Annotated in this window: 5 protein-coding genes; 2 read left to right on the top strand and 3 right to left on the bottom strand. The window is 56.9% G+C overall.

Annotated elements, in window-relative coordinates:
* The first annotated feature begins 45 nt into the window (after positions 1-45).
* Together ACA072_RS03565 and ACA072_RS03570 are read left to right on the top strand one after the other, a co-directional pair.
* On the top strand, positions 46-1,458 hold the full coding sequence (locus tag ACA072_RS03565) for a hypothetical protein (RefSeq protein WP_497623190.1): 1,413 nt from the start codon (positions 46-48) through the stop codon (positions 1,456-1,458).
* Between the two features lie 67 nt (positions 1,459-1,525).
* Positions 1,526-1,894, top strand: a complete 369-nt coding sequence (locus ACA072_RS03570; RefSeq protein WP_497623192.1) for a glyoxalase superfamily protein — start codon at positions 1,526-1,528, stop codon at positions 1,892-1,894.
* Positions 1,895-1,905: 11 nt separating this feature from the next.
* On the opposite strand, the gene ACA072_RS03575 is transcribed toward ACA072_RS03570, so the two are convergent.
* Genes ACA072_RS03575 through ACA072_RS03585 form a run of 3 tightly spaced genes read right to left on the bottom strand, consistent with a single transcriptional unit; the run spans position 1,906 to position 13,021 of the window.
* Positions 1,906-4,698, bottom strand: coding sequence for an RHS repeat-associated core domain-containing protein (locus ACA072_RS03575; RefSeq protein WP_497623194.1), 2,793 nt, complete (start codon positions 4,696-4,698; stop codon positions 1,906-1,908).
* Positions 4,695-9,212, bottom strand: coding sequence for a SpvB/TcaC N-terminal domain-containing protein (locus ACA072_RS03580; protein WP_497623197.1), 4,518 nt, complete (start codon positions 9,210-9,212; stop codon positions 4,695-4,697). The genes ACA072_RS03575 and ACA072_RS03580 overlap by 4 nt, the downstream gene beginning before the upstream one ends.
* Positions 9,209-13,021, bottom strand: a complete 3,813-nt coding sequence (locus ACA072_RS03585; protein ID WP_497623199.1) for a Tc toxin subunit A-related protein — start codon at positions 13,019-13,021, stop codon at positions 9,209-9,211. Before ACA072_RS03585 ends, ACA072_RS03580 begins: the two co-directional genes overlap by 4 nt.
* Positions 13,022-13,037 lie beyond the last annotated feature (16 nt).

Below are 13,037 nucleotides of genomic sequence, written 5' to 3' on the forward strand. Positions count from 1 at the left end.
AGTGCTGGCATTCAAAGGATTTGGCGTCTGCCGCCGAGGGGACTCATGCAACGCATTACTTTACTGGCCGCGATCACGCTGTTGGCCGGATGTGTCGGCCCTCAGGCACGGCAGGCAGCACAAGCCGAAAAAACTTATGGCGGGCTGCTTTCCCGTCCCATCGCCGTCGATTCGGTCATGCGAGAAGGCGACGTCCTGAGCTTTCAGCTCAGCAAGTTCAGTGCGGCGCAGAAAGGCGCCGGACTGGCCGCTCAACTGGAAGCGTCCTGCACAACGCCGCAAGCCAGCCTGCTCTACTTGACGGGTGACGGACGCCTGTATACAGGAGCCAACAATCAGCAGTACACCGCGGGCCAGCCCATTCCGGCGACCATCTACCCAGTGTTGAAAAATAATCCGGACTTCATCAAGGCCTGCGCCAATACACCGAAATCGGACTGGCGCCTCGTTAATGGCAGTGGCGACCAGCAGTGGGTATTGCTGGATCGCAACAGCCTCAAGGCTGACGGGCCCGAGATCCGCTTCTGGGCGGCTTACGATAGCCCTGTCGTCGGCCTTAGTGAGCTTTACAACGCGCCCTCTGCGCAAAAACGTGAACGCTACGCCGTCGATTGCGCCCAGCAAAATTATCGTCGGGTGGCCGTGTACGACGTGAATGCCAGCAACACCGTGACCGATGGGCAGGATAATTTCCCGCTGGCGCCACAAGCCATTTCCGGCAACAACGAGAACCATCAGCGGTTGTTCGGGCTGGTCTGCGGGAGGCCCGAAGCGGTGTCGCAATTGCCGGTATTTATCCCGCGTGCGAAAAAAACCTCACCCGTGTCCCTGCCTCCGTTGTCTGACGCGGTCGCGTCCGCGATTCAGGGCTTGAACCTGCCGCCACCGATCAAGACACTGAGCTACCTGGAAGTGGTCGGAACTCACACCTATAAGGGAAAGAGCAGTGAGCTGCGTCAGGAGTATTTCATCGATGTCGACAAGGCTTCTCAGCAATTGAGAGAGCGTTCTGTGGGGAAGGGGTTCGAGGACAATAAAATCAGTTTCAGGGGATTGTTTGACCTGACGGCGCAAATGCGCTTCACCGATCTGACGGACACTTCCGTCAAAGACATCACTAGCACCACCAGCCTGATTTTTCATGGCGACTGGCGACAGATGCCGATCAACAGCCAGGTGGGTTTCAGCACCAAGTACCGCAACGTCAACTCGATGCTCGGTGAAACTAACCGGTACGAATCCTCCATGGACTGTACAGTTGCCCGTGACTTACCGGCCAGCGAGCTTAATGCAAGCCTGAGCGGCAGCGCCAAAGAGCTCAAATGCCAATTGCAGGCGTCGCAGTACCATCGCCTGAACACCTATTATTATTTGCAGGACTACGGCTACTTCTTCTACGCCCGTACCGACAAAAATGTGGAGTCCTATCAAGACGCAAGCATCAAGACTGCACGTTGATGGCTACTCTGTTCTTGAATCAATGCCCGTCGCGTGCGGGCCTTTCTTACTTGGCGAGAGCGACCCTATGAGCTTCGGCAAAACCACCCCGATCTTGCGGATTTTCGACGAGACCAAAGCATTGGAGTTCTACGTCGACTTCCTCGGGTTCACGGTCGACTGGCAGCATCGCTTCGAAGCGAATTTCCCGCTGTACCTGCAAGTCTCCCGTGGCGAATGCGTGCTGCACCTGTCCGAGCACCATGGTGACAGCACGCCGGGTTCGGCCTTGCGGATCGAGACCGATGAACTTGAGGCATTTCAGCAGCAACTGCTGGCGAAGGAATATTCGTTTTCCCACCCACAGATCCAGGCCATGCCCTGGGGAAGCCAGGACATGACGATCAGTGATCCGTTCGGTAACCGGTTGGTGTTTACCAACGCGATCTGCATGTAAGCAACACCGACTTACGGATTGGCGACGCGCTGATAATGGGTTCTGGATGACCGCATCGATTGCACATGCGCGGCGTAGTCAATGGGCTCCAATCGGCCGGTGGGGATGTTGATGTCCCTCGGGATCAAGGCGTTGCAGTTCATGCAGGTGGGGAAATCGGTGGCGCGCCGGGAATTGGAAACGCCCTTGAGTCGTTGAGTCATCACAAAGATGTTTTCAAGTGGGACGCCTGCACTCAATGGGCTGTGTAGCAAAGCGTTTCTGCCCCGCACTTCCGCATGACGCCCAGGGGTGCCGGACTGGATGGGGAATAAATGTCCGGAGTCACCAATATGGTCGCGAATGTCCCTGGCCAGCGCCGGGTGGAGGGTGACGTCATTCTGATTGGCGTAATCGCGTTCAACTTGAGCCATGTAGGTTTCTGGTTGGGTGACTTCAAAGATCCCCAAATCCCCCGGCCCGCTTGTTGAGGGGAACGGATTGCGAAAGAGGGCGATCCCGGGATAGGGCCTGTCCCCCAGCTGTTCAGGGAAGTTGAAATGATCCCAGGACGAAAAGCTTCCGTCCGCCGTTGTGACCGCTGCGTGTGCGGTGTACTCATTCAACTTCTTTTTCGTGTAGGCCCTGAACGGTGGGTGAGCGGCTTCGACCCCGGCGATTTCCTTGGGTGTCAGAGGATTCGTCCGATTGGGAAATTGAGCTTTCAGTGCGGCCAGTTTCCCGTCCTTTGCTTCTGCAAATAGCCTTGGAGCATCAGTCATCGAAACGGTTTTTTCTGAAAACCGGTCGTAGAAGTCGAGAACGATGGGGACGTTGACCAGATCATCGCGCACCAGTCCCTGTGAGTCGGCAAATCGCACCGGGTTGTTCCCCACCATGCAATACAGGTTCAACCCGTCAGCCGTGCCCGCCGGGTCCGGGCTGATCCAGCGTTGCAACCATGGCGCGTAATACCGCTGGCCGTAGTAATACAGCCCGCTGGCATCACGCTCTTTGCCCGAGTAACGAAGGGTTCTGTATTTCGCTTCCAGCACGTTACGCGCCGCTCTCCACGCGGTGCCGCCAAAGGGGTAATAACCTTCCTCGCTGATCAGGTTGCCTTCGCCATCCAGCTCCATAGTGTTGGACCCCAAGTGATCGTCGAAGCTGAAGCGCAACGCGTCATTGGTGATGCCTGAAGGTGTTCCCAGGCTCCAGTGCAGGCACCGAACGTTGCAGGTTCCCGCCTGAACAGTGATGACCTCGAATTTTTCCGTCGTGCTTTCCCGGATCTCCAGGCCAGGCAAGTACAACACGTCGCGGTAGTGGGTGAGGGCGTGGGACTTTTGGGTTTGCCGTTTGCGAATGCGCTGGCCGCTGCCGTCGTAGAGGTAACTCTCTGTATCCTCTTGCTGCTCGTCACGCTCCACCAGGGTCACGCTTTGTAATTGGTTACGTGCGTTCCACAGCAGCGGTTGGCCGGTTTGCAGGGCTTGCAGATTGCCGTTGGCATCGAAGGCAGTTGCAAAATCGGGTGGCGGGTCACCGGTTTTCCATGACAGCCCCCGATTGCTGGTGGGGGCAATACCCATCTCTCGGGTGTAGTTGTTGCCTTCGCGCTGATGCTGCAGTTTGGTCAGGTTGGCGCGTTCATCGTAGGTGTAATGTTGAGTGAAATTGAGCAGTCGGCTGCGGTCGGCCGGGCTGGATAGCCAGGCAGGAAGCGCCGCGCGGATGTTTGCTGACTGTTCTTCCCGGCCCGTCGCCTTGACCAGCTGATACAGGCTGTCGTAACTATAAGAGTTGCCCGGCCTTACGCATTGATTGGCGTTGTACTGCTCGGGTTTGCTGTGGTCTTCGACACTCAACACATTGCCGACTGCGTCGTAGGCGTAGTGCAGTTCCTGAAGAACGTGGGTGTTTGCACGTGAAAGGCTGCGCTGGATCATGCGGCCGTTTTCAGACGCATACATCGCCGCGCTGGTGATCTTGCCTCCCAGCACCTGCGACTCTATCTGACCTTGCGCGTTATAGCTGACTTGATCGAGAACCAGCCTCTGCTCAGTCGTGCCATTGAGTTGCAGGGTGACTTTCTCCAGCTGACCGGCAACATCGAACCAGAAACGTTGCGTATGTCCTTTGGCGTCTACTTGCTTAATGATTTCGCCGGTCGGAGCGTATTGCCAAGTGGTGGTATGGCCGGCACCACTTTCGAGCAACCCCTTGCGCTCGTTGAGATCTTCCGGCCAGTCGGCGGCGCGCTGATCTTTCAGCAGATGGCGCGTTTGGCTGAGCAGTTTTCCAGCCAGGTCATACCCGGAAAAAAGCACGCTGCCTGCCGGATCATCATGACGAATCAACCGTCCACATCGGTTGGTTTTCGCTTCGTCGGTGGAGCTGGCTGCGTAGGTGAAGCGCTCGATGACCTGACAGGATTGCTGGGCAGATTCTTCGTGGATCGCCAGTGGGCGTAGCTGATTGTCATAGTCGGTTTGCCAATGGCTACCGCGCGAGTCCCACGTGTCCAGCGTCTGGCCGGCTTCTCCACAAAACGTCAGACGCCAGCCGGCATCGATGCTGTCGATCAGGAGTGTCGCGCCCGACAGGCTGCGGACTTGTCTTGAGTCAGCGGTGGTCAAGCCGACCGGAGTTGCGGGCGAAAAGTGCTCGATGATCTGACCGCTGAGGTCATGCAAGTAACGTGTGACACGGGCTTCTGGCGTCTTGACCGATTCGTTGCACAAGTAACGGACTTCGCGCAGCGCAAGACCACGGCCGTCGATGACGTTCAGGGTCGGAGTGTGGCGATGAACATTCACGCTCATTGCGCACCTCCTTGAGCCGGCAACTCGGGCTGGGTGTCGTTCTCGTCTTCGGTGATGGAATACCAGGGGTGCCAGGTGTGATGACGTTCGTCACCCTTGGCATTGATGACGCGAATGAGTCGGCCCATGGGGTCATGAAAATACTGGTCGCAAAGGCCTGATTTGCGCAGGGATTCATCGTTGATGTAGCGGTGCCGATCACTGAAGTAAGGCCGATAAGTGCGAGTCACCAGGCCTTCGTTGTTGTATTCAGTGCGCTGGCTGACACGCCAGCGAAGGATGGTTTCGTGTTCTTGCGGTTTGTAGCTTATCCATTTCAATGTGCCGTCTTCGTTGACCGCTAACGCTGTTCCTGGCCCAACCTTATGTTTGCTTTGCAACGGCCGGCCAAAGCCATCCCAACACTCGACTCTGATGCGGATTTTTTTGCTTTCGGAATCGTTGAGATGTCGATCGGCCTGCAATGTGGCGCAGTGGACCGGTTCGCGCTGCACGTTTTCGATCTTTGTCTGGAGTGCTTGTTCGTAAGGGGTTTTATTGATGCCGCTACGGGCCAGACGCGCACGTGCGCTGGCACGGATGTGCCCACCGGGCAGCAGATCGCCTTTGGCAATTGCCTCTTTGCACCAGGCCTGCTCCTGCTGTGTTGTGAGCGCAATACGTCCCATCCAGCTGAACGCATCGTAGAAGTAAGCGCTGGCGACTTGCTGTAATGCCTGCTGCGGGTTTTCAATTGCAAGGTCCGGCCGGCCGGGATAGCGACGGATATAGGTGGAAAGTGGCGCGAACCCGATTTGGCCATCGGCACTGCTTTTGAAATGGGTGATGGCGTGAACCTGTCCGAATGCATCGTACGACGTTTCCTGAACAATGTTATTGGCGTCGGTTACCCGAGTGGGTTGGAGGAGTCTGTAGTCAATAAGGGAGGCTGTAGTCGTGCAATCGTCCGGCAACTTGATGCCAGTGGTCAGGCAGAAATAGGAGTCATGAGTGAAGGTGGTTGGCCCCTGTTGCGAACTCTGTCTAAAACTCGAAGGTTTGAAGAAACCCTCCAGTTTTTTGTACGCGACGAAGTGGCGTTGTACCGACCAGAGTTTGTCCTGCTTATCCCACTCAGCGTCACTCGGTAAGGCGGTGGGCATTTTTTTGTAGCCTGCGAGTTCCAGGCGGCGGGTCAAATCAAAGGACGGAGCCTGCGACTTGAGCACGTCGTAAGCCTTCAATGCCAGCTCATTGAGTTCGGCGGTTTCCGTGTGATCAACCAACGCTTCGACACTGGCTTCTCCATCTGCATAGAGACCACCGGCATCAGGCTTTCCATAACGCTGCAAAGACAGGCCGGTCATGACCTGTCGCGCTTTCCAGGCCGCCGAAACGCTCAGGTTCAGCAGTGCCTCATGGTTGATGCCAGAAGGCGCCAGGCCATCGGCCAGCGGTACTTTCGGCAGTTTCAGAGCATTCGTGCGTTGCAGATAAGGCAGGCCCAGTCGCCTGTTCTGCGGGGTGATGATGTGAATGAATTGGGCTTTATGTTCGGTCACGTAGAAGAACTGCTGGGCCTCGTCATGGGCGTCGACCCACCATTTTTTCTCCCAGGGATCGGTGAAGGGACAGGCATCGTCCGCCGTTATGCGCCGGGCGTAGCTGATCTCCAGATGGTGAGTCAGGTAACCGTAGGCGTCCCAGTTCAGATTGATCGTGTGGGTACAGCGCGGATCTTGCGGGAAGCGCTCGTACTGATAATGAATCGACTCCACGAGTACCGGGTGCAGGATCGAGTAAGGGCTGTGCGTGCCCATGCCCTTGAGCTCGTTGACCTTGTAGCGGTGTTGTTGCACCGAGTACGGCAGCTTTGACTTGTCGCCCTGTTCCTGGCCGTAAATTTCTACCCGCAAGATACGCCCGTTCAGCGCCCGGGCAATTTCAAGCCGGCGGGCTTTGGACCGGGTGTTGGCCGGAATATCCCGATCGCTGCGTGGTGTCCAGCTTTCTCCCAGGTTCTGGATGGTGCTTTTGAGCCGCACGGCATTTTTGTCGCTGTTATCTCGATCATGAATGACGGGATCAACTTCTTTGCCGATGTGAAACCAGGTTTTGGTCAATGTTCGTACGGTGCGCGGATTGCGTGTTTTATCGCCACCGATGTCGGTTTGCACGAGCAGGCCGAAACCCCGGAATTCGCGTTCATTACCGTCGTAGACGCCGCGTCGATATTTGAATTTTTGGGTCAGGCGATTGCCGGAAATTTCGTCGAATCGAATCTGCTGTTTGACCAGAAACAATGGAAACGGCAAGCGTGAAACCGCCGTTTTTCTGTTTTTGAGTACCTGTTCTTTTTCGTCCAGCCACTCCTGTGCCGAACTGCGATAGTTGATGCTGCCCCCTGCACCCATATTGTTGTTGGTCGCTTGCAGTAAATAGGGTTTGGTGCTGACGAAATCGCATCGCCAATGCCGGGGAGTTGCTCCCGGCACGCTTAAAACCAGGCTGGAGCAACCAAGTCCTTGCAGGTCGGTAGCACTGACCTGGCAGAACCGGTCATAGCTCAGACCTGTGGGCCATGGCACGTCGATCGCCGGGCTCAGGCCATTGCCGCACAGGTTCATGAAAATGCGCGCGCAGTGGGGCTCCAGATAAATAAGGTCTGCGCTTCCAGAACCGTCCAGGTCGGCCAGCAACAGACGCGATGCATCGAATTCTTCCAATGAAAGCTCCGGCGTGGCGATCACCCGACCTTTGCCAAAGCGTCCCCGGCTGAGGTTCGGCCAGCATTTCACTTCGTTACGGCGGATACGAACCAGATGCTGTTGTCCGGTGCCCAGAAGGTCGCTGAACGCCACCAGTTCGCGGGATGAATTGCCGGGCGGTGGCAGGTCATCCTCATCAGTCCCGCGATCGACTTCAGTTGCAGCGGCGAAGCCTGTGCCGTTCGTGTTGGCATACAGACGAACACTGCGCGGACCAAGCATCACCAGATCGTTGAGCCCGGCGCCCATCAGATTGGCCAGTTGCCCTTGAGGATGGAAAAACTCTGTCGGAACGGCATCAAGCGAGGTGAAGTTCGACCAGGTGCCGTTGGGTTTCAGCGTGAAGAAACCACTGAGCCCGGGCTGTGCCAGGATCCAGTCCGGGCGACCGCTTGCATTGAGGTTGCCGAGAAACTGTCGGGTGGGTTTGCGGCTGTCGCCTGCCGGGAGTTGCGGCAGCTCGCTCAACGCCTTGTACGTGACATGATCCCCTCCCAGGTCATCGCGCACCGGTTGGCTATAGCGCCAGCTTTTGTCGGTACGGTGCAGGATGCCGGGAAGACCTTCTCCCAGTAGATCGACGAACTGAAAGCGCTGTTGGTGATTGAGCCCGGAAAGCGCCTCGAATGGGATGAAGCGCTGAACGTCGGGCTCCAGCGAGAAGTCGGTGTAGGTGAATTCGAGGGGCGGATGGAATTCATCGGTGCTTGCGCCGAAAGCCTGGTCCAGCGCTGCGCCCAGGCAGCTGTAGGAGTGGGGGCTGGTCTGATACTCCAACGCGGTGCGGCGAACCAGTACCGGCTCGGGACCCATTGATGTTTCATCGGGGAAGTAGTGAAACATCAGAACCTGCCGGCATAAGCGTCGGGTTCTCAGTTCAAACCCATAGGAAAAATCCGAAAAGGGATCGCTCCGTAGCGGCGACGTTTCTGTAGCTCGATACGCAGGTTTTTCATCCAGTGCGGTGCTGCGCTCACCGTAGTCGAAGCACACTTCGAAGTGCCAACGTACACCGTTCAGCCCCCCGTTTTTGCCTAGATACAACTGAGCGTCAGCTTCGAAATTGCCATAGCGTACCCGCCCGAGATAACGCTGGGCGCGGCTGTCGGCAGGGGCCTGCGCCGAGGCCGGGTCCGCGTTGTACTCATACACAATATGCTCGCCATGAGGGTTCATGCTCTCTTCAAGCAACCACTCGGCCACGTGCGAAAGTGCATCGGGATTCGCACGGCGTGCCGATGGCGTTTTTCCAAACAGATGCTGAGTGCCGTCAGCGTTGTGTATCAGCCAGAAGCCCGGTTCGTCTGTTGCGCTGGACCAATGCTCGACCAGGTTGAACGCCGTTTCGATGCGCGGTCGATAGTGCACGACCGTGTGTGCCACCTGCTGTGTGCCGTCGCTGCAAAGCTTTTGACTGGATTCGATCACTCCGGTGGCCCGGTTCCGTTCAGGCATCAAGACCTCGCCGTCGGGGCCGATGAACAAATCATCGCGGGTATAGGCCGGAACACCCATCTGGGTGCGTCGTGAGACTATCGGCAGAGGCAGTGTCCAACCCAGACCGAACACCCCGTTGCCTTGAGCGCTGTTGTAGCGCAAGGCAAGGGCCGGGGCGTATCCGCGACCGGATGAAACGGGCAGCGGAATCTCGCAGGAAGCGGCCCCGCTGGAGCCGATTGCACCGAGACCATTGCCGATGCTTTGAATTGCCCCCCCGCCCTTGGGCAAGGCCGGCGAGGTGACGGGCAGGGCCGCGTGTTCGCTCATTGTGCACCTCCCTTTGCCCTGGCCGAGTACTGCACGTGCACGATGATATCGGTCAGTGATTCGAGCATGCTTTTCTGAGCGCCATGATTGGGGAACGACAACAGCCATTTCGATACCGCTCCGGTGTATTCGAAGGGCAGGTAGCGTTCGTCCTGAAAGCTCAAGGTGAACAGGCCGTTGTCGTCGATGCCTGTGGACAGGGCAATTTGCTGATTGGCGCGCAGACTCTTCAGGACCGTCTTGTCGTCACCGGGCAGGACGACTTCGCTGCCGGTCTGGGTCAGCGTTGCGCGGATATCTTCATAAGGGCCGAGGACGGCCGGCAGGGAGATGCTGATGCTCTTGATCCGGCGCAGGCAATGCCCCGGGTAGTCGTTGTCAAAAAGAGCTTGCGTCAATTCAAACTCGCAGGAGCCCGTGTCCAGCAGGATGGCCTTCATTCCTTTGATGAACGTGTTGTCTGCTGCGAGCGTACCGTCCCAGGGTTTGTTGAATGATGGCGTGATGTTTTCCTGCATGTGGAGCTTGCTTAACGATACGGTCTTGCGAATTTCCAGCTCGCGCTCGTTGCCCAGCAGCCAGGCATTCTTCATCTTCATCAAGCCCAGCTTCATACGCTCGCCAGGGCCCAGTCCACGGTAGGTGCTGTTCCAGGTCTGGTTCTGGAAGATCGCTTGAGTGGTGGTGTCGGCCATCTCGTAACGCCAGCTGCGTTCGGTGAACTGGCACAGCGAGAACGTCGAGTCATACACCTGGTAGTAAAAGCTGGAGAGTTGGTGGGTGAACCACTGGTAAAGCTGCGAGTTTGTGAAGCGCTGGCTGAGAAAATCGTAGGAGGACCGGGCTTGGGCCAGCGATGTTTGAGTCTGTTGCAGAAGCAGTCGCGAAGCAGTCTCGCGTTCAGCCTCCAGTGCAAGCTGTGCATCAATCTGGGCGATTTCGAGCTTTGCCTGGTCGCGGGCGAGAGTCCAATCCTGATGACGACGTCGATACTGCGCGGCACGTTCCAGGGCTTCGCCCGCGCCATAAGCGGCAGTTGCTACCCCTTGTTGCATGGCCATCATGGCGAGCGGCCCGCCCTCAAGGCGAACCCCGCCGTCCGCCAGACCAAAAATGTTGGGAACTACTTTCAGGCCCTGACCGCCGGCATGTGCCGCATGGGCGCCTGCTTCAGCGATACGCCCCTCCAGATGGAACGCGGCAGCCGTCACTTCTTCCAGATTGACGACCTCGTTGACCAGCTGGCTGTAGTAATCATGGCGGCTTTCAACGATGGCCTTACTGGCGAGTAACGCTTCCAGGGTTTTCTGGTCAATCTTCAGGGCCTGGGTCTGCAGGTCTACCGCAAGGGTGGCGATATCCCAGAGGTGCTGCTGCTGAAGTTCCTGATAGCTGGCCTGCTCGCTGCGCTCGATGAACGACATCAGCGTTTCGCCGAACTGAATCACCGTGTCTACCGCACTCATGGCATGGGCAAGCAGGGCACTGAAACGGTAAGGCGGAATCTCTGTCCCCAGTCGCTGGGCCAGGCCCGGTTCTGCAGCGCGAGGAGAGTTGGCTCCGAGCTGTTTGTTTGAAGCGGCTGGAGCTGTGAAGAGCGCAAGCCTCAGGGGGCGACCCACAATGTCGAGATTATGTCGCAGGTTATGCAGGCGGCTTTCGAGCTTTTCCCAGCGCGGGAACAGCACGGGGTTGAAGGGCAAGCGCGAATGCGGTGCGTCAATCGCGTGGGCTGAATGTGAGTGGACGTAAGGACGGACACACACCTGAGGGGCTAGCCCCGGGGCGGCGGTTGTCGGTAGGTGCTTGCCTGTTTCTCCCAAGGTTTTTTCAAACGCACGCAGTTTTGTATTGGGCTCCTCGCTGAACGCTTTCAATGTGATCTTTGCCCATAGATCGGTTTGCCTGATATCCGGTCGCGGACCCAACAGATCCTGGGCGCGCAGATACCAGAGCTTCGCGTCGGTCAGGCTGTCGGGAGATAGTTGGCGGTAAGCGGTGTCGCCACGATTGAGCAGAATATCGAGGTAGAGCATGTACAGGGCTTTGCGAAAGTGCGCAGGGTGACTCAGTGCAATCTGGTGTGGGTCCTGCGGTCCCTGGAGGGCGTAGCTGGGTTGGCCGGGCTTGGGCGTGCCGGAGATCAGGGGCACCGCGTTCCAGTAGTCAGGGTTGCTGCCACTGACTGCTTTTCGGGCGGGATTGAACAGGGATTGAATCCAGCGTTCGGCTTCGCCGTACTGGCGCTCCTGGTTAAAGCGGTGTGCTACCAGCCAGGGCAGATAGAGGAACAACTCGACGAAGTAACGACCGTAGGCGCCGTAGAAGTCCAGTTGCTCGGGCGGTTTGCCGCTTTCGAAGGGAGGCTCTTGCAGGTGCTGGGAGGACCAGCTCAGCAACGTGTCCATGCCGGTTTCTGCGCGCTTGATCAGATGCCGGGCGAAGGTGATGTTCATTCGGATAGGTTGGCGAGGCGGGGCTTTTGGACTCTCGCTATTCTTTATTTCGGACTTCGAGAAGTCGATGAATTCTGTTGTACCTAATACGTTGTCCAGACGTGATTCGATACTGGGAGCGTGCGACAAGGTTGACGAGTGACTGCACTGGAGCATTCTCGGGTTGGAAGGTGGCCACTTCCCGATCAGCTCAATAAGTGTTTTGTCTTTATCTTTATCGAGTGTTTTAAGGTGAACGGTCGACTGGATAACGGCGTCTTTGTCGATGACGATCGACAGGCAGAAGTCGAGATAAATACCAAACTCTTCTCGACTCAATTTATTGACATACAAGGCGACGAACAGGGATGAGGACGTGTGATGACAGGCGGCAATGGTTCTCGTGTTCACCTTCAATTCCGCCAGGTTCATGCCTTCAATTGATTCGGCCGACCAGTAATGTTGAATGCATGTTTGCGGCGTACTCCAGCTCCCGTCGTATTTCTTGAAACACAGGTTCAGACGAAACAAGGGAGAGGTTTTGTTCTTGTTATCTTCTTTGCTCATCTGATCCTGAAAAACGCATTCCGCCCAGATGACATACAAACGATTGTTGAACATGACCGGACGGATGGTGTGTTCAATGGTGCTGTCCGAAACGGGTAAGTTGATGCGGTGCCAGTCGGACCACGCTTGCGGCTCCGGAGCATCATATTTGGCAGTCCGGGAGCCGGCCACGAAGGGGCGACACGCCATGTCCAGCGAGCGCCAGTACCACGTATTGGCAGCACGGGATTTGGCAATGAAGTAATAAGTGCTGTTGGCGAAATCGCTGCCGTCGATGTAACCGTTGACGATTTGCAGGTTGGCCACTTCCTCCAGTCTGGTCAGATAAGCCAGCACCGCTGTTTGCACGGACTCGGCTGTGAGCTGGTTACGGTTGAGGTCGTTTTCCAGTTGCTCGAAGCTTGCGGTGCGGGTCTTGCGCAGCGTCGGATCAAGATAAGCCGCCGGAAAATAGTACAGGCGCTGATGGGTGGCCCAGTCCTGATAGTGATGCATGACGGCGTGCCAGGTGTCGACCTGGTCTGTTGGAATCTGCGCGGTGTGATACCCCGGTTCCATGTTGGCCAGAATGCTGATGATGTACTGCTGAAGACTGGCAATTGCGCAGGCTACCGGGCTGGTCGGTACATCCTGGCTGACCAGCACATCAAGCAGCCAATAGTGGTAGAGGTCATCAGCCGTCTTGAGGTGTTCTGAGATCTTCAAGGCTTGCAGCGTCTTGTCTTGCTCAACAATCGCAGACAGATAGAGCCCGAGCTGCGCATCACGCAGGCTTTCGTTCAGTTGTTTTTCAATAGCAACAGACATGTTCACTCCTTGAGCA

Source organism: Pseudomonas sp. LBUM1656 (assembly GCF_059716065.1).

What these genes read in the sequence shown, in the direction of transcription:
- ACA072_RS03565 (WP_497623190.1), top strand. Translation starts at nt 46, where the DNA reads ATGCAACGCATTACTTTACTGGCCGCGATCACGCTGTTGGCCGGATGT.
- ACA072_RS03570 (WP_497623192.1), top strand. Translation starts at nt 1,526, where the DNA reads ATGAGCTTCGGCAAAACCACCCCGATCTTGCGGATTTTCGACGAGACC.
- ACA072_RS03575 (WP_497623194.1), bottom strand. Translation starts at nt 4,698, where the DNA reads ATGAGCGTGAATGTTCATCGCCACACTCCGACCCTGAACGTCATCGAC.
- ACA072_RS03580 (WP_497623197.1), bottom strand. Translation starts at nt 9,212, where the DNA reads ATGAGCGAACACGCGGCCCTGCCCGTCACCTCGCCGGCCTTGCCCAAG.
- ACA072_RS03585 (WP_497623199.1), bottom strand. Translation starts at nt 13,021, where the DNA reads ATGTCTGTTGCTATTGAAAAACAACTGAACGAAAGCCTGCGTGATGCG.